Below are 20622 nucleotides of genomic sequence, written 5' to 3'. Positions count from 1 at the left end.
TGCTCCAGTTCACCTAGGCTCGCCATGTTTATGGGTCAGAGGAGGCATTATGAAGATATGAGCATCCTGCCTTGTCGCCACCGGCTGTTGCCCGAAAGGGAGAGCTACTGTTGGCGGGAAACGACCCGGTTGGCCGAAGACGGCATGGCGCTAATGTTCCAGGCGAGGGATGGCAGAGGCCCGGTGCGCTGTGACCGATCCCTGGCGGCCGCCTGCCCCTTTCGTGAGTGGAGCGATAGGGCGGAAAAGGCGAGGATGGTTGACTGTCCCTATTGCCACCGCCGTCACCGCGAGGGCTCCAATTCCCAGATGCTCTGTGAGGCTTGGAGCTCCTTCAAAGTGGAACTGGCTCGTATCCGCAGAGAGACCCCTGAAGGGCACCGCTACTATGATGAGGGCACTTCCCGGCCACCGTACGACGAGCACACCACCGCCCTGATAAGAAGGCTGGTGTGGCAGCGCCTTAAGGCCGCAGTGCTAAGGAGGGACCGCTACAGGTGCCAGGACTGCGGTGCAAGCTTCAACGGACGGCGCCGTAAGGTGTACGATCCCCATGAGAGGGGTGGCCGCGGAGGGTATCGCTGGGAATCGCTGGAGGTCCACCACATCGTGCCCAGGGTGCTCGGAGGTTCGGACCACCCCGGCAACCTCAAGACCCTCTGCCCTGCATGTCATCAAGTGTACACCCACGATCTTACTGTCGACCTGGTGGTGAGGCGCAGGGAGCGACGTGATCTCATGTGGGAGCTTCAAGATCAGGACGAGGATTTCGTGGAGGACCCCTGGGATGCGTTATAACCACTTCCCCATGGCTCAAAATTTATATCTAAAGGTTCTTTGTTAGGTGAAAGGAACGATATGGACATCCTGATGTTCTTTTTGAGCTTTGTTGTCATCCTACTAGGGTGCGAGCTTTTCACGAACGGCGTGGAGTGGATCGGCAAGAGGTTCAAGCTCTCCGAGGGCTGCGTGGGGAGCCTCCTGGCAGCGGTGGGGACGGCCCTTCCGGAGACTCTGATACCGATAATCGCCATCCTTTTCGTGGGCGGGGAGTCCGGTCATGAGATCGGCACCGGGGCTATATTGGGTGCGCCCTTTATGCTCGCCACCCTGGCGCTGTTCGTATGTGGTGTCTCCGTCTTCCTGTTCGCCAAGAGGAGGCAGACCACCACCCTCCATGTGAACGGTCAGTGCATTCGAAGGGACCTGAAGTTCTTCCTCATAGCATACACCCTGGCCATCGTCGCGGCTCTGGCCCCTCCTGAGTTCGACTGGTTCAAGTGGATCCTCGGCTTTGGCCTCATCCCCCTGTACGGAGTGTATATCTGGTACACGTACACCCATGGGATGGGGGCATGCGCCGAGGACGATGTGAAGCAGCTGTACACCAAGAAGATGGTGGACAGGGTTAAGAAGCGGCCGGAGACCGGCTTCGAGGACCCCATAGCGGGATCGTTGGACCTCATTCGGGAGAACGAGCCTTCCACACCCCTGATCTTCCTGCAGGTCGCTGCCGCTCTAGGCCTTATCATAATCGGGGCTAACATGTTCGTTGAACAGATCGAGGCTATCGCGGTCGAGCTGGGGATAAGCACGGTCATCCTGGCACTAATCATAACCCCCATCGCCACGGAGCTGCCGGAGAAGTTCAACTCCTTCATGTGGATTCGTAACAGCAAGGACACTTTCGCCATTGGGAACATCACTGGGGCCATGGTATTCCAGTCCTGCATCCCGGTCACCATCGGCATACTATTCACCAACTGGCATCTGAACCTGGCCAACACTACGGAGATGCTGCAGGCGATTAGCATCGTCATCGCCCTGTTCTCCGGCGTGGTCCTTTACCTGGAATCCAGCCATAGGGAGATCAAGAAGAGCGGTCTGTTCCTGGGCGGTGTGCTGTATGTCCTGTTCGTAGCCCTGGTCCTTTTCTCGGTGTGAGCTTCCTTTTCTCTCGCACATCAACTATTTATAAAAATAGAAATAAGGGATTGTAAGGGTTTACTTCCCGATGCCCAGGCTCTTGTCGGTCTTCTTTATGGACCGCATGCCATCGGGCTCTAGCTTCATTATCGAGCGTATGCAATCGATGTTCTCCGGGACCACATCGCTTTCCTGGTGGACCGCCTGATAGTAGTACAGCGTGTTCCCGATGACTTTGACGCCATCCTGCCATACCACGATCTCCATGAAGTCGCCGCGCTCCCGCATCAGGTCCTTCCCCAGCTCCATGATCTGGGCGGTGCTCTTGATCCCGTCCTTGCCGCTCACGAACTTGACGCGGGGGACATTGTCCCACACTGCCAGGATGTCCTGGTCCTTGGCCTTCTTGCGGAGATCGGCCACTATGCAGTGGACGTGCATCAAGGTCGTGGGGGCCTTTACCACCATGGTGGTGATGTTCAGCCACGGCATGATCGTCTGCACGTCGGGACCATGGTGGGTCGGAAGCTTGAGGGTGGGCTCCAGGGAGTTGAGGGCGGAGCCCTTGATATCAGCGGGGTCGGCGCCCCTCCTGACCATGGTGGCCGATATCTTCTCGATACCGAAGACCTTGTCCAGGGGGTATAGTGTCCGCACCAGGCCGGTGGTGTTGCATGACACCACGCGCGCGAACTGCGCCCCCCAGGCCTCATTGTAGTTGGCGAAGGCGTTGAACGATATCCCGGTGAGGCCGTGGTCCTCCCCTCCCTGGAAGATAGCCTTGACCCCCGCCTTCTCGTACATGGCCTTGTAGTTCTCAGCCACACCTCCAGGCGTGGCATCCACGATTATGTCCACCTTCTTCAGAAGGTCATCGATGGTCCCCTCGACCTTTATCCCGTCCTTCTCGAAGGCCGCTACCTGTTCATTGGTGGCCGTATACAGGGGGAAACCTTCCATTCCTGCCAGCCTCGCCTCGTACGACGGCCTGGTCTTGCTGACCCCCACGATCTCCATGTCGTCCTGGGCCTTGACCGCACTGGCCACTCGCTTACCGATGGTACCGTAACCGTTGATGCCGACCCTTACCTTCATGATTTGGTCTCCGTCAGACGAGTCAAATACAGTGGTCTTTATTTGAGTTTTGGTATCATATCGATGCCTTGGCAACAATCCTGGTTGTTTTTAATGGCGGGTGCGGGCCCGCTCCAGCATCAATGATCGTTCAGGCCAATGGTTGGCAAGGGGTTAAATACGATTGCTCATATTTGGGAATCAATGCAAGGCATTACCACACCCACTTCAATAGTTTCTTCTTTGCTGGGCGTAGTGGTAGTTTTGATTAGGTAGAGGCATCCAGATTGATGGGTGTCCTCGCACATTTCATGAAAAGGTGATCTTTTGAGAGGATCTAAGGCCGTTCTCACACTGCTAGAAAAAGAAGGGGTCGAAGTCATGTTCGGGTACCCTGGGGGTTCCACCCTCACCCTTTACGATGACATCCTGACCTCGAACATACGACACGTGCTGGTCCGACATGAACAATGCGCGGCCCATATGGCTGATGGGTACGCAAGGGCAACCGGCAAGATCGGGGTTTGCACCTCGACCTCCGGCCCGGGCTCGACCAACCTGGTCACCGGAGTGGCCACCGCCTATGTGGACTCATCACCCATGCTCGTTCTCACCGGTCAGGTCACCACCTCCGCCATAGGGAACCAGGCCTTCCAGGAAGCTGACTCCTTCTCCCTGATGATGCCCATAACCAAGCATAACTTCCGCATCCTCACTCCCTCGGAGATTCCCGAGGCCATCAAGAGGGGTGTGGCCATAGCCAACGAGGGACGGAAGGGGCCAGTGCACATCGACCTGCCCTCGGACGTTCAGAAGGGAGAGGTCCCTGACCAGGAGATGACTAAGGAGTTCCCGGACTCGCCCCCCCTCGAGGACTTCGCTGACCTCCCTGAGGCCCTCAAGATCCTGAAGAGCGCGGAGAGGCCCCTGCTACTCGTGGGCGGAGGCATCATCTGGTCCAACGCCAGCGGGGAGGTCGTTCGACTGGCGGAGATGCTCATGGCGCCGGTCGCCACCACCATCATGGCCAAGGGCGTCATACCCGAAGAGCATCCCCTTTCACTAGGTATCATCGGCATGCACGGCAGAGAGGTGGCCCGCAAAGCGTTCCTGGAAGCGGACGTCATCCTTGCGGTCGGAACCAGGTTCTCGGACCGCAGCTCCGGCGCCCAGTCAGAGCTGCCCATATCCACGAAGATCATTCATGTTGACATCGATCCCGGCGAAGCTGGCAAGTCCGCTCGCACCCAGGTGCGCATGGTCGGCGATGCCAAGAAGGCGCTCCAGCTGATAATTAAAGGCCTTAACACGTCGAAGGGAGAGACAGCATGGACCCTCCGCATCAAGGAGCTGCTGGACAACTGCAACTGCAACATCAACATCGAATCGACCCCCATCCTCCCCCAGTTCGCCATTCATGAGCTCAACCGCTCCCTTCCTCATGACGCCATCGTGTGCACGGAGGTGGGACAGAACCAGATGTGGGCGGCCCATTTCTTCAAGGCCCGCTACCCTCGGCAGTTCATCACCTCCGGTGGCTTCGGGACCATGGGCTTCGGGTTCCCTGCATCCCTGGGGGCCAAGGTCGCGTTCCCTGACCGAGCGGTCATCGACATCGCGGGCGATGGGAGCATCCAGATGGTCTCTCACGAGTTCGCCACAGCGGTGTCCGAGAACCTGCCGGTGGTGGTCTGCGTGTTCAACAACGGGTGGCTGGGAATGGTCAAGCAATGGCAGAAGCTGTTCGCCGAGAGGAGGTACAGCGGAACGGAACTGAAGAACAATCCTGACTTCGTGAAGCTGGCCCAGGCATATGGTGCCGATGGTGCCCATGTGGAGCGTCCGTCCGAGCTCAAAGAAGCGCTGAGGACAGGGCTGCAGGCCGGGGTCCCGTACCTCATCGACATTCATATGGACCCCGAGGAGGACGTCCTCCCGATGATCCCCCCGGGCGGTAAGGCAGATTCAGTGATAAGAGGTAGGTGCAGATGGAAGTGATCAAGATAGTTGGCGTCGACTCCCAAGGGCTGTTCCAAAGGGTCCTGGTGGAGCTTGGTAGAAGAAAGATAAACGTGGAAAAGGCGTTCATGGCCCGCAGCAAGGGACAGATAACCATGATAGTGGAAGCGGAGACCGGCGGAATGAACGGTCGGCTGCTCCATGCGCTCATGGCTCTTCATGACGTCAATTCCGCGGAGTATCTCAACGAGGACTACTTCTGCTTCTGGGAATCATCACCCAGCAAGGGCTCCGATTACATCATCGCCTGCAGCGAGGACAAGGATGCTGGTGAGATGAGACGGACTGCCGAACATTGCTTATACAGGGGCATAGATAACTGCGGGAAAAATTAGTAAGGACATGGTGCTCTGATGGCTACCAAGATCTACCACGATTCCGATGCTGACCTAGAGGTATTGAGCGGAAAGAAGATCGCCGTAATCGGCTACGGGAACCAGGGCCGAGCTCAGGCATTGTGCATCCATGATTCGGGGATGAACGTCACCGTGGGAGCTCGTAAGGGCGGAGAGTCCTGGGACCTGGCCCAGGCCGATGGTCTGAAGGTCGCGGACATACCTTCCGCGGTAAAGGGCGCGGACATCGTGATGATATTGCTGCCGGACGAGGTACAGCCCCGAGTATACAAGGAGCAGATCGCACCCAACCTCAAGGACGGCGCATCCCTGGAGTTCGCCCATGGGTTCGCCATCACTTTCAAGCTCATCGCCCCTCCCAAGAACTGTGACGTCATCATGGTGGCTCCCAAGTCCCCCGGAAGGATGGTCAGGCAGACCTTCCTGGAAGGGTTCGGGGTACCGTCACTGATAGCGGTGGAACAGGATGCCTCTGGCAAGGCCAAGATGACCGCTTTGGCTCTCGCCAAGTGCCTCGGGTCCACAAAGGCTGGGGTGCTGGAGACCGACTTCCGCGAGGAAGCCACATCCGACCTCTTCGGCGAGCAGGCCGTGCTGTGCGGCGGCGTCACCGCCCTGATAGAGGCCGGCTTCGAGACCTTAATAAAAGCGGGTTACAAGCCTGAGATCGCCTACTTTGAGGTCCTCCATGAGCTGAAGCTCATCGTTGACCTGATCCAGGCAGGCGGCATGATGCACATGTGGGACTCCGTCTCCAACACCGCTGAGTACGGTGGCCTCACCCGAAGGGACAAGGTCATCAACGATGAGTCCAAGAAGGCCATGAGTAAGATCCTGGACGATATCAACTCCGGGCGCTTCGCCGAGGAGTGGACTAAGGAGTGGACGGTCGACCTGGAGAACATGAAGAGGCTCGAGGCCGAGGAATCGGAGAAGGACATCGAGCTGGTGGGCAAGGAGATCCGCCGCCTGTTCGAGCGCAAGAACTGATCATCAGGCAGATCATTGCCTGACCATCTTCCCATTTTTTCTCAACCTTTTTGGAACTGCGTTTGCACACTTCATTTCGGACCGTCGTCCCCTTGACGTAGGAAAACCATAACTACGGGCGGGACATTAATTGAGGTGACAATATGGCAAATCATCTGATGCTCCTCATCGGTAACAATGATTTTGATATCGAGCTAAACGAGAGCGATACCGCTAACGCCCTGTGGCTGGCCGCACCATTTGAAGCCTACACCAACGCCTGGGGGGACGAGATCTACTTCGAGGTGCCCGTGAAATGCGGGCTGGAGAACGGGCGTAAGGTCCTGAAAGCGGGGGAAGTGGCATTCTGGCCGGAGGGTAGAGCGCTGTGCATCTTCTATGGCCCCACGCCCGTGAGCAAGGGGCTGGACCCCGAGTCCATATCCGAGGTTTCCCCCGTGGGGAGACTTACGGGAGATCCTCGGCAGTTCGAGGCGGTGGGCGACAGGATGAAGGTCATGGTCCGTCGGGGGTGATCGTGTCATGATGGATCACGCGTTCAGCGTGCTCGCCCTCCTGCCGTCCCGGAAAGAGGGTCTACTGGCCAAGAACGACCATATCGTGTACTCTGTCACCGGCAACGTAGGGGACGATAAGGTGGAGGGAGCGCTGGGAATAAAGGTGGTGATGGTCAAGGAGGACAAGTTCCTGGTGGACGTCCTGCCAAAGAAGGTCCCCTCCATGAAGAGGGCCCGCCTCACCTTCCCCTGGGATGGAAAGGACCTCTCAGACCTGGGAGGGGTGGTGGCCGGCTGGTCCGTGCTGCATGACGGGGAGATGGTCGGCAAGACCGTCATGACCACTCCCTTCGGGGACAAGGAGGTGGAGCATTACATGTGCGAGGAAGACCTGGATAAAGGCACGCTATATAGCGAGCAGTTCGTCGATCCCGTCCACCACCTGCCGTTCGGGGCGCGTTTGTCGGGCAAGAGCGGGGACGTGATCTTTGCCATGATCGACACGAGCTTGGATTGGGTAAAGGGCAACGAATGATGTCGGTGCCAAATGGCACTGTAGATAGCCTTTTCAAGCGTTCGCTCAAGCTCGTTAGTTAGACGAAAAACGCCTCTTGAGACACTTTATGGTGCATGATCACGACACCATATTTTTTTAACAATCTCTGCCGGCGAGTGCCACCGAAGGTTGACGGACGACCGCTGAGGTCTTAAGCCACGCCCGGCCGAACCATCTTTTTACCTGCTCCCTACCACCTCGAAACCGTCAAAGGCGATGCTAGGAAGGATCACGTCCCCGGTGATGGTGGCATCGTTCCCCACCTCCACGATGCTCTTCAGCCCATCGAACAAGTTCCCCGTTATCAGGGCGTGCTTTATCTGCCCGGCGGGTGAGCCGTTCCTTACGATGTAGGCCGAGCGCACCTCCAGCGAAAAAGCTCCAGTGTAAGGGCTGACCGTGGGGAAGGCGAACCTCTCCACCACCACGCCCTCTTCCATGGAGGAAATGATGTCCTCGGGAGAGCGCCTTCCCGGGCTTACCACCATGTTCACGGGGGCGCATGCCAAGGAGCTTTTAAAGAGATACTGGGCGTCCTGTGGGCGGCGCCTCATGCCATTGCCGGAAGGTGCCTTCCTCTCGACGCTGGAGTTGTAGCTGTCGTAAAGGTATGAGCTCAGGACCCCTTTATCGATCACGCTCTTGACAGTGGTGGGAACGCCCTCATCGTCGTAGGCGGCTGAGAGGAGACCCCGGCTGTCAGAGGGATCGTCCACGATGGTGAGCTTCTCGGATGCCACCTGCCCCCCTTCCATCCCTGCCCACGGACTGCGCTTCTTATGGACGCTCTCAGCGCTCACCGCAGGCATGATGGAGGTTGCCAGCATCTGGCCCATCTCCCAGGGGGAGATCATGACCGTGCCTCTCATGGGGGCGTCGAGCGACTTGGCATCCCTGGCAGATAGAGCCTGTTCCGCTAACCTTTCCCCTAAGGTCTCGGGAGCGTAGTCCTTGAGCCAAGGGGAGTTGGATGATATCACGCCCTCCCCCGGAGAGGCTCCCTCGGCCATGGCATCATAGTTGGCATACATGAGGGTGCTCCTTTGGGACACGTCCACACCGTTGGTGTTGAAGATGTTGGACTCGATGGTAGCGACACGCAGGACGCCTCGAGGTACCTTGACCCCGCGGTCCGCCGCGGCACCGATCGTGGCCTTTACCAGATCTATGAGGTCCAAGGCCTCCGCAGACTCGATGCGAGCGTCCCAGGGACCCGGCGGTAGCGTGGCCGGGGACGGCATGGGGAAGTGATCATAAGTCCTCGATGAAGGCGATCGCTCGGCCAGCAAGGTCGCCACCTTGGCACAGGCCACTGCATCGTTCTCGAAGACCGCGGTCGATGACACCTGCGCCAACCGCTTACCCTTCATCGCCCGCATGGCGATGCCCTGGTCCTCCTTCTCCTCGCATATCTTTATCCGGGTATCGTCAACGTACACGCTCTTGGTGACGGATCTCACGGCGAAGGCCTCGGCCTGGGTCGCTCCGGCCTTTCCGGCCGCATCCAGGGCCATTCGAGCGAGGGTTACCACGTCCAGCTTCACTTCTTCCATTCAATCGCCCCCTATGATTATCTGGGAGCGGCAGTAAGGCCCTCCTGAGGAGACGGGTACATGGTCCTCCGTCCCCTTACCGCAGGTACCAGGGTCCATGGATACCTTATCGCCCACGGCGTCGGTCGTATGCAGAATGTCCAGTGCCTTGCCGGTCAGTGTCATGGCGCGCAGCGGTTTTGTTATCTTCCCGTTCTCGATGAGGAATCCGCGGTGGGCCTTGGCCTCGAAGCTCCCCCCCACGGGGTCCTCCATTCCATTTACGAACTTGTCCGTAAGCACGCCGAACTTGACATCCTCCAGCATCTCCTCCAACTTCCAGTCGCCGGCCTCGAAGAAGGTGTTGGTCATGCGCACCCACACCCGGCGCCCGAAATCCTCGTGTCGGCCATTGCCAGTGGACGGAACGCCCATGGACGCTCCTGTCTCCAGATCATGGAGGTAGCTGTTGTACACTCCGTTCTTGATGACCACCGTCCGGGACGCGGGAGTGCCCTCATCGTCGAACAGTAAAGTGCCATAACCGCCCTCCAGGGTCCCGTCGTCCACCATGGTGATCTGCTCATCCGCTACCACCTGGCCTATCTTGTCGGTGAGGAACGACCGCCTCTTGACGACCTCGTCCGCTTCCGATGCATGGCCCATGACCTCGTGCGCCAGCAGGCCACTTATCTCGGGATCGGTGATGCAGGTTATCCGCCCCGAAGGGGGCTTTACGGCCCCCAGCTGGACGATGGCCTCCCGGGCCGCGGACACCCCCATCTCACTGAGGTCCCGTTGCTGGATAAGCTCCATGCCCTTGGAGCCGGCGATACCCTCGCGATACGACTCCATTCTCCCGTTCTCCCTGGCCACGGCGATGGCGTTCATACGAAGTCGCCCGTCCTCCCATCGAAGCCTTGAACCGAAGGAGTTCACCAGCACCGTGGTCCTCTTGCCCTCGGAATATATGGCGTTGGTGTTAACGATCCTGTCGGAGATGTGCTGTGCCTCGTCCAGGTCCTTCACCATGGCCAGCTTCTCCTCCACGGGCACATTGGCGGGAGGCACCCTCATCTTCATCTGGAATTTACCTGTGTAGGCGGGCTGCTCCGGTATCGGCGCCCCCGGGCTATCTCCCAACTTGGCGGCCCGTACGGCCTTTCGGGCCATCTCCCTCAGGCTCTCGGGATCGAAACGGCCTCCGGAGGAGGAGCCCCAGGAGCCTCCGATGCGTGCCCTGAGGCCGACCCCGGCGATGCGGTTCGTGGAGAGGTTCCTCAGCTCCCTGTTGGATACGGAGATTATCAGACCCCATCGGTCCTCGTAGCGGGCATCGCAGAACTCCGCCCCTTCCTCCTGCATCGTGCGGATGGCCTTGTTGAGAGCGTCCTCCATTAGATCACCTTCAGTTCCTTCTTAGCGGTCGTAAGCAGTTCGCAACCGTTCCTGGTGATGACGACATCATCCTCGATCCTGACCCCTCCCATGCCGGGCAGATATACTCCTGGCTCCACGGTCATGACCATGTTCTCCTCCAGAATCAGGTCGACGTTGGGGGCGAAGCGACCTCCGTCGTGCACATTCAGTCCCAGGCCGTGTCCGGTGGAGTGGATGAACCTTCCCTGGAACTCTGTAGAGTCGATGTATGAGCGGGCAGCCGCGTCCACCGTCATCCCGTTGACGCCAGGCCGAATGACGGCGATAGCCCTTCGCTGGGCCTCGGCCACGACCTCGTACATGCGGCGGAAACGCTCATCAACGCGACCGGCGATGAAAGTGCGCGAAATATCCGAGCAGTAGCGGCGGACCTTGCATCCGAAGTCGAAGAGCGCTGGCATTCCGTCCATCAGCTTTCTGCTCTGGGGCGAGTAGTGCGGCTCCGCCGAGGCCGGGCCGAAGGCGGCGATGGTCTCGAAGGACACTGAGCTTGCCCCTGCCCTCTGCATGCGATACGATATCTCCGCTCCCGCCTCGCTCTCCTTCATCCCCACAGAGATGAGATCAGGTATGGCGTCCGCCACATTGGAGGCTATCCTGCAGGCATCCCGGATGGCGTCGATCTCCTTGCCGTCCTTGACCCTTCGAGCGGATGAGACCGCATCGGACACGTCGACCAGCTCCACCCCGGGAAGGGCGGCCTGGACCTCCTTGCACCAGTGGTAGGTGATCCCTGGTCCGTTGATCCCCACGCGCTTCGCCCCCTTGAGAGATGAGCGCAGCAGCTCTCTTCGCTCATGGGGATTGGAGTACGGTACGACCTCTGCGGAAGTGGTACGCGCCGACGTTTCCTCCAGGGCGGAGGTTATGATGCGGACGTTGCCGTCAGGAAATAGGATGGCAGGGCAGTGCTCGAAGAGGCCGGACACGGCCCCGGTGGCATAGAAGAACGATGCATCGCTCATGGGGTCCTCCTCATTTACCAGGAGGATCGCGTCCACGGGCTCGAGCAGCTTTGAGAAAATGCGGATAGCTCGATCTTTCATTGACTGACCAGTACAACAAAGGTGCCCTGCCCAATAAACCTGCTGATTGGTCTCGCATCAATGCCTCCGCATGTGGTCGACACCGGCCATCCAGATGAGCGCACGATCGGTTGCTCTCACCATGGGCATAATGCCATAGGTTGAAATATGTAGATAATATGTAACTGAACCAAGGTGAATCACATGGTCACTCTTGGTACCGCTTTTGAGGATCTCGACAACGAGTTGGAGAGCATGCTGGATATGGTCGCTGAGGCCCTTGACCTTATGGACAAGGACAAGAAGGAGGAGGCCATGCAAGTGCTGGCTGACCTGGAGGATGCGATGCTCGACTTCCTCGACTATGAGGAAGTAGAGGATGAGGTCGAGGTGGTCGAAGAGGTCGAGGAGGAGCCCAAGGCAAAGGCGCCTAAGAAGCCTGCCCCCAAGAAGGCTGCTCCCAAGAAGCCCGCGGCCACGAAGAAGGCTGCTCCCAAGAAGAAGTGATCAAGGGCCTAACGGCCACACTTCCCTTTTTCAAACCCCTATCCATACGTTGCCAAGTATCCGTTTTATCGCTGCTACCGCTGACAGAGCGGCCAGATAGCTGGTGGAGGGCGTCATGGGAGATGGGACGTTCTGGGTCTCGCATCGCAGCTCGCCGAAATCCCCCTTGACCACCAGGGTGTGCGCGTTCCGCTCCGTCGTGGGATCGCAGATGATGGTCACATGGGTGTTCTCAAAGCCCATTCCGAGGAGCGAGACCGTTGCCGCCACGTTAAGGTTCTTCGGATACTGTTTGGACGCATCCCTGGCATTGCCCTCGAAGACCACCGTAGGCTCGGTAAGGGTGTCGACATCAATGCCTTTCATCGTCAGTCCGGGCGCCCCTCTGAGGCCCCGCGGACCCTTCCTTGTGATCAGGTGCACCTCCTGGATGTGAGCGGCGGAGGCGGAGTGCAGACCGTCCGTACCACATATGGCCCCGGAGGGCACGTACAGGCGGGAACGGTGTTTCTTTGCCAGGGTGAAGCACTTCTCACGAAAGGCATCATCGGCGAAAACGCCCACGCTCATCACCATCACGTCCGCCCCGTTCTCCAGCACGAAGGGGATGAACTTGCGGGCAGCCTCCTGGCTAGCCGCCTCCACTGCCAGGTCGACCTCTCCCAGCACCTTCACGATATTGTCGTTGACGTTGTCGATGTAACGGGCCTTCTCCAGGCTCTCGATGAGGTGGAGGGCGTAGTCCTTGCTCTGATCCGTCACATAGATGCGATCGACCTCTGGCATATCGTGCACGGCCTTAGCCAGCACAGATCCGATAGAGCCACAACCTATGATCAGTATTCGCACGAAAGGTCCAATGACGGACCTGCATAAGAATCTGTCCCAACGCCGAACAATCCTTTTATCCACGTTGGGCCCATCCCTGAGCGATGAGGTACGAGGTCCTCGAGCACACTGCCGACGTTATGATCAAGGCGCACGGTGAGACCCTGGAGGAGTGCTTCCAGAACGCCGCCTTCGGGATGATGGACCAGATCGTCGACGCCAGCAGCGCCGAGGCCCTGGTGGAGGAGCATATAACGGCGGAGGGCTCCACGCTGGACGATCTTCTTTACAACTTCCTATCCGAGGTGCTGTTCATCTTCGACGCCAAGGGGTTGCTCCTCAACGAGTTTGACGTGACATTCGGCGAGGGGATGCTGAAGTGCAGAGCTAAAGGAGAGAGGTTCGATGCCACGAAGCACTCTCCTCGGCAGGAGATCAAGGCGGTTACCTATCACTTGCTGCAGGTGAACGAGGAGGAGCCGTCCATAACCGTGCTTTTCGATGTATGATGACAAAAGCGTCGGCCATCGCTCATCCCATCCAGGGACTTGTGAAATACCATGGTCTGAGGGATGAGTCCCTCCGCCTACCATTTCATGATTCGATCTCCGTGTGCACCGCCCCCCTGCGCACGCACACCACCGTGCAGTTCGGCATGCCCCATGATGCAGCGGTGATAGACGGGAGGACATTGTCGGGGAGGGAGCTGACAAGGGTGCTCGCTGTCATCGACCTCCTGCGCGCAGAAGCGGGCGTCACCTCCGGATTTCGCATGGAGTCGAGGAACGATTTTCCCTCCAACGTGGGATTGGGCGCCTCGGCCTCAGGGTTCGCCGCGCTCGCCCTCGCGGCCGCCCGCTCGCTGGGCCTGGAGATGGGTCTGGTGGAGCTGTCACGCTTTGCCCGACGAGGGGCTGGTTCTGCCTCCCGTGCGGTGACCGGGGGGTTCTCGCGGTGGCACGGCGGCGACGATCTCACCTCCGTATCCCGGCCCTTACCATACCCTGCGGACATCGACCTGGCGATGGTGGTGGCCGTCGTGCCCGCGTACAAGCTGACCGATGAGGCCCACCGGGACGTGATCACCTCTCCCTTTTTCAGGTCACGGCTGGAGCATGTGTCCACAGCATTGGACAATATGGAGAGGGCTGTTCGTGCGGGAGACGCCGAAGAGGTCGGACGGCTCGCCGAGGTGGACACGCTGCAGCTTCACGCCGTCACCATGACCGGGGAGCAGGGGCTGATATTGTGGAGGCCGGATACCTTGAGGGTCATCCTCGAGGTGCGGTCCATGAGGCGGGAGGGCATTCCCTGCTACTTCTCTATGGATACCGGGGCCACGGTGTACATCAATACCGTTGGCAGGAGCGCGACCAAGGTAAGGGAACGGATCGCTGCCCTGGGCCTGCAGACCATGCTCTGCACCGTGGGGAGGGAGTCCCGAGTCGTGGACGATCACCTGTTCTGAAGAATTGTGATGATAACCACAGGCCGTGGTGATAAGGTATTATATCCTGAACATATCTAGGCCGTCCCAATGGATGTTATCGGGGTCGGAGCGCTGAACGTGGACCTCTTCTACAAGGTTCCGTCTCTCACCCTGGCTGGTCATACCTTCGAGCCGGGTGAGGAGATAGTGGGGGATGAGGATCTGTTCGTGAAGGTCTCTCAGGAGCTAGCGACGCAGGAGCCCATCGCCCGCAGCGGGGGAGGATCGGCGGCCAACACAGTGTTCGCCCTCTCCCGCATGGGCTATTCCACCGGATTCCTGGGAGTGACAGGTAAGGACGACAGTTCCAAGTTCCTCCTTCGCTCCATGGAAGGTGTCGATGTCGACCATGTGAAGATGTACAAGAGGGCGGGTGTGTGCATCTCCCTTTTGAAAGATGGTGAACGGTCCCTCCTGGCCATGCCCAACTCCAACGATTTCTTCTCCTTCATGGCCGACGATATCAGCTACCTCAACGCCTCCAAGTTCGTGCACCTCAGCTCATTCTCGAGCGATTCCGCGCTCCTTCTCCAGAAGCAGCTGCTGGATCTGTTGGACGATAACGTCTACATCTCCTTCGCACCCGGAGAGAAATATGCCCGAAGAGGATTGAGGCAGATAGGGGATATTGTGGGGAGGAGCCGAATAGTGTTCCTCAATGATAGGGAGATGAGGATGCTCACTGGCTCGGGCCCACAGGAAGGCAGCAGGACCCTCCTTGACATGGGCGCTAAGGTCGTGGTCTGCACGCTGGGACGCGAGGGGTCGTTGATAACCACTTACAACTCGTCGATAAAGGTCCCGGCAAGAAAGGCCGTCGTTGTGGACACCACGGGAGCGGGCGATGTATATGCCGCAGGTTTTCTGGCCGGCTACCTGGACGGGGCGACATTGGAGGTATGCGGGCGCATCGGGGCCTCGGCCTCGGCCTTAAGCGTATCCTCATACGGCCGAGAGGCCTATCCTGATGAGAGGTTCCTGCGAAGGTTCGCCAAGGAGCTGGACTAGGATGCCGGCCGCTTCTCCGAGGCCCGATGATATGATCAATCGAGATGCCATGATATCTGCAGCTAAAGCCGCATTGATGGATGGCTACGATGTTAGAGATAATGCCGATCCCCAGGCCGCCTATGCGGCCTATGGAAAAATACACATAAAAGATAAGAATCTCATCAGGTTCGAAATCGTACCTGAACGGATCTGCCACGGAGTTGGCGTAGGGCCATCGTCGGCGTAAGAGGAGGCCGAGGGGTAATAGCATGGACTTTGACGGACTTGAGGAGACCATGACTGGGGGATGGAGGCAGTTCATCAGTGACAGCGAGGGCCCCATCACCAAGAACGACAACGCTTTCGAACTATGCCGCGATATGATAGAGAACGGTGCAGAACTATTCCGTACCGTCAGCCAGTACGATGACATATTATCCAATCTAATCCAGCGTCCCAACTACAAGGCGGGCGACACCCTCAAGCTGATCCTTCCCTTCCTGAAGGCCTACGGTGCCACCGACTCCTCAATTCTAGAGTACTCCCGCAAGAACATCATGACGATACCCGGCGCGAAGAAGACCATGCGCTTCGTGCAGGAGTTCATGACCCCCTTCATCGTGGCCACGTCCTACGAGCACTTCATCAGTGCCTTGTGCGACGCCATCGGGTTCCCTCTCGAGAACACCTACAGCACCGCTCTCGACATGGATGTCATCAAGACCGACCCCTGTGAGGGTGACCGGATCAAGGCCATCGCTCAGGAGATCGCCAGGATGGAAGAGATGCGGTTGCCTGAGAACGCCCGGAGCATCGAGGACCTGCGGTTCCAGGACCGAGCGACCATCCACAGGCTCGATGAGATCTTCATGGAGGACCTGATGGAGATGTCGGTCAACCAGCTGCTCATGGACATCAATCCGGTCGGTGGCGAGGAGAAGGCGTCGGCGGTGATGGACATAAGGAGGAGGACGGGGATCGGTCTGGAGGACACCATGTACATCGGTGATTCCATTACCGACGTACAGGCCTTCCAGCTGGTGAGGGAAGGAGGGGGGCTTTCCATTTCCTTCAACGGGAACGAGTATGCCCTGAGGGAGGCGGAGATAGCGGTCATAGCCGACAATACCATTGTCACCTCCATCCTGGCGGAGGCGTTCCATAAGGCCGGGGTCGAGGGCACCAACGCCCTGGTGGATGATTGGACCGTCGAGGGGATCAGGTCCACGGGACTTATCAACGAGTACTTGTTGCGGGAGCTGGTGAAGGTGTTCCCCGATCAACTGCCCACCTTGGCGCGGGTCACCCCTAAGAACATCAAGGCGCTCACCCGCCAGAGCCTCGCCGAACGCCGTTTGGTGAGGGGCGAGATCATTGGCGGACTGGGATAATCCGGTCAGCCTCCACGTCGGCCTTCATTCACATTAAGATGGATCGAACGGATTCCTATCTTTCGGTTCTCGACCTCCAATAGGAAATGCCGCGGAAGATGTTCTATGCTCACTTCAACTGAAGCGCTCTTAGCTCTCGAAGAAGAGTTGCGGCTTACCAATGGCCGTAATAACAAGAGTTATGTCGAGTAGGAGACTGGACCTTTGACTCTTGTTTATACGAGCTTCATTTCGTTTGTTCTCAATTATAATTTCTATTGAATCAACACCAGATTCGATCGCCCTTTTCTGAACCAGATTGGAGCCGACCTCCTTGGCATAGTTGATAGCTGCATCCGTGCTCTCGAAGTCCTTCCTCTCTTGCAACCAGAACAATGTACATGGGGGATTATCTACCATGCTCAAACCTTTTAACGGACGTATCAGCATCTCAATTGATTCAACTACATTGCCTGATATCGCCCCTATGGCATTACCAACCTCGGAGTGTTCCGGCAGGACCAGTTTTGTGTTCAGACGATCTGCCACACCAGGAAGGTATGCTTTTACTGGAGCCCCTATTCCAATAATCGGTTTGTTCAACAATGGCCTGCAAGTCAAGTCTTGTCGGCCAGTGCCACGAATCATGTTTTCAATCAGAAAAGCTCCGACGCCGTCATAAGGTACTTCCCCTATTTCTTCATAAATGAGTTTTTTCACCACATCGATGGCGATTTTCTCTTCTACTAAGGTCATCACCGCTCGAATGAAATCATCTATCTTCATATCGGCTTGACAAGCTTGCACCCCCACAGCGATTTTAGATGCTACCGCATCATACTCGATGTAGGATCCATCTGCATGAAGGATATCTGTTGGCGTTAGGCCAACACGATAAATCATGCCAAGAGCCTCCAACTTTTTTAGGTTTATTGTTGTCAGATGCACATTTGCCATGCCTGCTAGCTCGTAGAACGAGCGTGGTTCTATTCTCATCATATCCAAGAGCTTACGATGTTCTGGTGCCAGGTCCACATCAGGCAGATCTTTTGAAAAAACAAAGAATTCGGTCGCTTGAGGAACATTATCTAGGTCGGAAAGCAATGACACTGGCCTTATATGAGCAGTTAGTAGGACTCTTAATTTCTCCAAGATTATTTTATTGGAGCTTGCCCCTATACACAATGGCACCGCCCGATTAGCACACAGAGAGATCTTGCCGCCCGCGACTACAATCCTAGAATCACCACCAATGCCTGATGTGAAAACGTCGATGGCTCGAACCCTTGTTCTCCTTCCTCCGATCATTGCTCCTTCAGCATCCAAACGCGGCTGTCCACTTCTCAGAATACCAATATCAGTGGTGGTCCCACCTACATCAACAATTACCGCATCTTGATGGCCAGTTGTCGTTTTAGCTCCGATGACAGAGGCGGCTGGACCAGATAATATCGTTTCCACAGGCCTCTCTCTAGCCATCGTCTCACTCATAAGGGCTCCATCCCCTCTCACGATCATAAGCGGGACATTTAAGTTCATCCGTTCCTGCACTTTTTTGATGGACTGAATCAGGTCTGAGACAATTGGGATAAGGCGAGCATTTAGCACAGCGGTTATTGTTCTCTCATGAAAACCCAGGGCAGATGAAAGCTCATGGCCGCATACTACTGGGCTGGATGAAATCGAATGAATCATATTTTTTATTATATTCTCATGTTCTGGATTTCTGATACTCAGGTAGCTTGAAACAGCAAAGGCGTCCACCCTATTCTTTACTCTTGTTACGAATTCCTTTGCTTGGTCAATACCCAGCCAAGATTGCGGAACGCCATGGAGATTATGACCCCCTTGTATCTCCACAATCTCGTCCACGGGGATGTTACTTCCAATCTCATGTCCGATGACAATTAGGCCGACTCTGCAACCCTTTCCCTCTACTACGGCATTAGTGGCTAAGGTGGATGAAATGGCCATGAGGCCTACATGTAAAAAATGCATATGATCTAGCTTTTCAATTGCCATTTCGATTCCTTGAGCAAGATCGTGATGCGTTGTTAGGGCCTTTGCTTTACATAGCACCCTTCCATCCTTCATATCGACTATGACCGCATCCGTGTATGTGCCCCCGGTGTCAATTCCCAGGCCTAGATCAATTCTATTTTCGAAATTCATACTATAAACGCTCCTGTGTGAAGGGGTTCATGGGAAACATACCAAAATCATCCATTTTTTCTGCTGAATTCTTGAATTGAAAGTACGAAGTGGCAATATCTAAAACTTGGTGCCTAAACGATTCTAAGTTACCTTCAAAGCATGGATTAACTTGCTCCATGAAGACACTAGGTTCGATAGTTGTCAGTGTTGTCCAGAAACTGAAACATACAGCCTATATTCCAAAACCCATGACATTCTCATTTAGGCTTAGGGTGGTTTGAGGCCTTTCACGGAAGGATGAAACCACATTTGTTTTTATGTAGAATGATGCAGAGGAAAAAATACCAATTTCGCCCTGACTGCCCATACACAATACGATGTCTTGACAAAGGCACATATTCAGTTGGTACTCCTTATGCAATAATATGATTACAATAAAGATACATGAGTATATTATTTTTACCTAACTTGAAAGAGGATTAAATACAATAAATGTGATTATCGAGTTGAGTTTTCTTGGTTGATGACATCATGAGGAAAAAAGGTGGAGAGAACACTAGCATAGTCGAAGGCTTGGACGAACTTGATATATTGAGGCGAGGGACAGATATAGAATTTATTGTAAAAATCCCTCGTAGTGTCAACGACATAGATGCTGATCTTATCTACAAAAGATGTCAGTTATTTGTTGAAACGGAGCTCCCTCGATTTTGTAATGATATAAAGGAAGGTCGTTTTCCTCACGTTGCTCATGGAGACATGTCGGTAGAAAAGCACATTCAAAACCTGAGAAGGTTGAAATAATCAGTTTACCCTAGATGCAATAACCATCATTACTATCGAACAAATTATTCAGCGCTAGTTGAAATTGGTTTGAAACACATTGACCTTCGAAGATAAACAAACCAGGGAATATTTTACTGCCCACATTTAGGAGACCGGTTGCTATCAAAAAAGGTGTAAGTGATTGATATGACATCTCATTGAGAAGCAAGAAGTACTAACAATATTATTCAGAGAAGAAATGAAAGTAAAGTGTTTAGATGAGCCAACTCGTTAAGTTAGATAAATTTTTTAATGTCAATATTTTTTGTTCCGATGATGACCTTTTTCGTATTGTTAGCTACTCTTCTCAATGAACTGGAGGTATGTGGATATCATTTTCATGGACTCCCTCAGATCCTGAGAGGTGACATAAGCATATTTATGCAGTTCAGAGTTAAGATGCGTGAGTTCTTGAATTTTTTCTTGCATCTTTCTCTCGTGATTTTTTATCTCCGTAATATCGACAATGATCGATACTCCTGCCCGTATATGCCCATTATTATCTTTCACTGGAGCGGCACAAGTTAGAATCGGTTTTACTTTTCCATCCCTGTATTTTAGGAATGCTTCACTACCTATGCTAGTACTTCCGGACATTACTGCTTTCGTCAGGGGATATTCCTCCCAGACCATTGGAGTCATATCTGGATTGAGGAATTTTACATCACCGTCGTTACTGAAGATAGTTCTTGCCGGATCCGGATCAGTGAATAGATCATTATGGGCTTGGTTCGACATAACGATATTTCCAGTGGTAGCCTCCGCTATCGCAACACATACTGGCATCTGATTTATTATTGCCTCCAATGATGCTTTAGTAGTAGTCAACTCCCTCTCCATTTTCTTTAATGAGGTGATGTCATTATCGATCTCCATCGACCCTATTATTTCTCCTTTATTATTTTTAATAGGAGATGCAGATATCAAGAACGTTCCAATTGACCCATCTGCCTTTAAGATATCTACCTCCTCATCAATAGTTACCTCACCATGCAATACAGCTCGAGCTAGTCCCCAGTCTGTCGACTTGTATAGTTCGCCGGT

General features: G+C 55.5%; 19 protein-coding genes and 1 pseudogene. 13 read left to right on the top strand and 7 right to left on the bottom strand.

Going from position 1 to position 20622, the window contains the following annotated elements; all coding sequences use genetic code 11:
- Nucleotides 1–57: 57 nt before the first annotated feature.
- Both GXX95_03695 and GXX95_03690 read left to right on the top strand, forming a co-directional pair.
- A complete protein-coding gene (locus GXX95_03695; protein NLT37248.1) occupies nucleotides 58–798 on the top strand; it encodes an HNH endonuclease in 741 nt (246 codons plus the stop codon).
- Between the two features lie 60 nt (nucleotides 799–858).
- Nucleotides 859–1944, top strand: coding sequence for a sodium:calcium antiporter (locus GXX95_03690; protein NLT37247.1), 1086 nt, complete (start codon nucleotides 859–861; stop codon nucleotides 1942–1944).
- A 60-nt stretch (nucleotides 1945–2004) separates the two neighbouring features.
- Here the strand turns inward: GXX95_03690 and GXX95_03685 are convergent, their stop codons facing one another.
- The gene (locus tag GXX95_03685) at nucleotides 2005–3021 is read right to left on the bottom strand and encodes a type II glyceraldehyde-3-phosphate dehydrogenase (GenBank protein ID NLT37246.1); all 1017 of its coding nucleotides are present in this window, start codon (nucleotides 3019–3021) and stop codon (nucleotides 2005–2007) included.
- Between the two features lie 306 nt (nucleotides 3022–3327).
- Between GXX95_03685 and ilvB the strand changes: the two genes are divergently transcribed.
- The 5 genes from ilvB (at nucleotide 3328) to GXX95_03660 (ending at nucleotide 7397) form a co-directional block, all read left to right on the top strand.
- The gene (gene ilvB / locus GXX95_03680) at nucleotides 3328–4998 is read left to right on the top strand and encodes a biosynthetic-type acetolactate synthase large subunit (GenBank protein NLT37245.1); all 1671 of its coding nucleotides are present in this window, start codon (nucleotides 3328–3330) and stop codon (nucleotides 4996–4998) included.
- A complete protein-coding gene (locus tag GXX95_03675) occupies nucleotides 4989–5354 on the top strand; it encodes a hypothetical protein (GenBank protein ID NLT37244.1) in 366 nt (121 codons plus the stop codon). Before ilvB ends, GXX95_03675 begins: the two co-directional genes overlap by 10 nt.
- Before the next feature lie 18 nt (nucleotides 5355–5372).
- A complete protein-coding gene (gene ilvC / locus GXX95_03670; protein NLT37243.1) occupies nucleotides 5373–6365 on the top strand; it encodes a ketol-acid reductoisomerase in 993 nt (330 codons plus the stop codon).
- A 143-nt stretch (nucleotides 6366–6508) separates the two neighbouring features.
- Nucleotides 6509–6880, top strand: coding sequence for a hypothetical protein (locus tag GXX95_03665; GenBank protein ID NLT37242.1), 372 nt, complete (start codon nucleotides 6509–6511; stop codon nucleotides 6878–6880).
- Between the two features lie 7 nt (nucleotides 6881–6887).
- Nucleotides 6888–7397, top strand: a complete 510-nt coding sequence (locus GXX95_03660; GenBank protein ID NLT37241.1) for a hypothetical protein — start codon at nucleotides 6888–6890, stop codon at nucleotides 7395–7397.
- Between the two features lie 200 nt (nucleotides 7398–7597).
- On the opposite strand, the gene GXX95_03655 is transcribed toward GXX95_03660, so the two are convergent.
- The 3 genes from GXX95_03655 to GXX95_03645 are packed head-to-tail and all read right to left on the bottom strand — an operon-like array spanning nucleotide 7598 to nucleotide 11436.
- Nucleotides 7598–8971, bottom strand: coding sequence for a TldD/PmbA family protein (locus GXX95_03655; GenBank protein NLT37240.1), 1374 nt, complete (start codon nucleotides 8969–8971; stop codon nucleotides 7598–7600).
- Nucleotides 8972–10348: a TldD/PmbA family protein gene (locus tag GXX95_03650; protein NLT37239.1), complete on the bottom strand. Its 1377-nt coding sequence runs from the start codon at nucleotides 10346–10348 to the stop codon at nucleotides 8972–8974. It lies immediately after the preceding gene.
- Complete coding sequence (locus tag GXX95_03645) at nucleotides 10348–11436, bottom strand: aminopeptidase P family protein (GenBank protein NLT37238.1); 1089 nt, start codon at nucleotides 11434–11436, stop codon at nucleotides 10348–10350. The genes GXX95_03650 and GXX95_03645 overlap by 1 nt, the downstream gene beginning before the upstream one ends.
- Nucleotides 11437–11829: 393 nt before the next feature.
- On the opposite strand from GXX95_03645, the pseudogene GXX95_03640 reads away from it, so the two are divergent.
- A pseudogene (locus GXX95_03640) lies at nucleotides 11830–11922 on the top strand (50S ribosomal protein L21).
- A 30-nt stretch (nucleotides 11923–11952) separates the two neighbouring features.
- On the opposite strand, the gene GXX95_03635 reads toward GXX95_03640, so the two are convergent.
- On the bottom strand, nucleotides 11953–12771 hold the full coding sequence (locus GXX95_03635) for an aspartate dehydrogenase (protein NLT37237.1): 819 nt from the start codon (nucleotides 12769–12771) through the stop codon (nucleotides 11953–11955).
- An 83-nt stretch (nucleotides 12772–12854) separates the two neighbouring features.
- Here GXX95_03635 and GXX95_03630 point away from each other — a divergent pair, with 83 nt between their 5' ends.
- The 4 genes from GXX95_03630 (at nucleotide 12855) to GXX95_03615 (ending at nucleotide 16620) form a co-directional block, all read left to right on the top strand.
- On the top strand, nucleotides 12855–13259 hold the full coding sequence (locus tag GXX95_03630) for an archease (GenBank protein NLT37236.1): 405 nt from the start codon (nucleotides 12855–12857) through the stop codon (nucleotides 13257–13259).
- Nucleotides 13259–14218: a diphosphomevalonate decarboxylase gene (gene mvaD / locus GXX95_03625; protein NLT37235.1), complete on the top strand. Its 960-nt coding sequence runs from the start codon at nucleotides 13259–13261 to the stop codon at nucleotides 14216–14218. The genes GXX95_03630 and mvaD overlap by 1 nt, the downstream gene beginning before the upstream one ends.
- A gap of 69 nt (nucleotides 14219–14287) precedes the next feature.
- Nucleotides 14288–15247, top strand: coding sequence for a hypothetical protein (locus GXX95_03620; protein NLT37234.1), 960 nt, complete (start codon nucleotides 14288–14290; stop codon nucleotides 15245–15247).
- 251 nt (nucleotides 15248–15498) lie between these two features.
- Nucleotides 15499–16620, top strand: coding sequence for a hypothetical protein (locus tag GXX95_03615; protein NLT37233.1), 1122 nt, complete (start codon nucleotides 15499–15501; stop codon nucleotides 16618–16620).
- A gap of 129 nt (nucleotides 16621–16749) precedes the next feature.
- On the opposite strand, the gene GXX95_03610 is transcribed toward GXX95_03615, so the two are convergent.
- Entirely contained in the window at nucleotides 16750–18753 is a 2004-nt protein-coding gene (locus GXX95_03610) for a hydantoinase/oxoprolinase family protein (protein NLT37232.1), read from the bottom strand.
- 516 nt (nucleotides 18754–19269) lie between these two features.
- On the opposite strand from GXX95_03610, the gene GXX95_03605 reads away from it, so the two are divergent.
- Complete coding sequence (locus GXX95_03605) at nucleotides 19270–19557, top strand: hypothetical protein (protein ID NLT37231.1); 288 nt, start codon at nucleotides 19270–19272, stop codon at nucleotides 19555–19557.
- 315 nt (nucleotides 19558–19872) lie between these two features.
- Here GXX95_03605 and GXX95_03600 read toward each other — a convergent pair whose 3' ends face one another.
- Nucleotides 19873–20574, bottom strand: a complete 702-nt coding sequence (locus tag GXX95_03600; protein ID NLT37230.1) for a PAS domain S-box protein — start codon at nucleotides 20572–20574, stop codon at nucleotides 19873–19875.
- Nucleotides 20575–20622 lie beyond the last annotated feature (48 nt).

Source organism: Methanomassiliicoccus sp., from assembly GCA_012719175.1.
Lineage (GTDB): Archaea > Thermoplasmatota > Thermoplasmata > Methanomassiliicoccales > Methanomassiliicoccaceae > UBA6.
The sequence above is the reverse complement of the archived record's forward strand: the minus strand, read 5'-3'. Positions and strand labels throughout refer to the sequence as shown.

Coding starts and splice junctions, on each gene's coding strand:
- GXX95_03655 (NLT37240.1), bottom strand. CDS start 8,971: ATGGAAGAAGTGAAGCTGGACGTGGTAACCCTCGCTCGAATGGCCCTG.
- GXX95_03645 (NLT37238.1), bottom strand. CDS start 11,436: ATGAAAGATCGAGCTATCCGCATTTTCTCAAAGCTGCTCGAGCCCGTG.
- GXX95_03615 (NLT37233.1), top strand. CDS start 15,499: ATGGACTTTGACGGACTTGAGGAGACCATGACTGGGGGATGGAGGCAG.
- GXX95_03675 (NLT37244.1), top strand. CDS start 4,989: ATGGAAGTGATCAAGATAGTTGGCGTCGACTCCCAAGGGCTGTTCCAA.
- GXX95_03630 (NLT37236.1), top strand. CDS start 12,855: ATGAGGTACGAGGTCCTCGAGCACACTGCCGACGTTATGATCAAGGCG.
- GXX95_03620 (NLT37234.1), top strand. CDS start 14,288: ATGGATGTTATCGGGGTCGGAGCGCTGAACGTGGACCTCTTCTACAAG.
- GXX95_03685 (NLT37246.1), bottom strand. CDS start 3,021: ATGAAGGTAAGGGTCGGCATCAACGGTTACGGTACCATCGGTAAGCGA.
- mvaD (NLT37235.1), top strand. CDS start 13,259: ATGACAAAAGCGTCGGCCATCGCTCATCCCATCCAGGGACTTGTGAAA.
- GXX95_03650 (NLT37239.1), bottom strand. CDS start 10,348: ATGGAGGACGCTCTCAACAAGGCCATCCGCACGATGCAGGAGGAAGGG.
- GXX95_03665 (NLT37242.1), top strand. CDS start 6,509: ATGGCAAATCATCTGATGCTCCTCATCGGTAACAATGATTTTGATATC.
- GXX95_03695 (NLT37248.1), top strand. CDS start 58: ATGAGCATCCTGCCTTGTCGCCACCGGCTGTTGCCCGAAAGGGAGAGC.
- ilvC (NLT37243.1), top strand. CDS start 5,373: ATGGCTACCAAGATCTACCACGATTCCGATGCTGACCTAGAGGTATTG.
- GXX95_03690 (NLT37247.1), top strand. CDS start 859: ATGGACATCCTGATGTTCTTTTTGAGCTTTGTTGTCATCCTACTAGGG.
- GXX95_03660 (NLT37241.1), top strand. CDS start 6,888: ATGATGGATCACGCGTTCAGCGTGCTCGCCCTCCTGCCGTCCCGGAAA.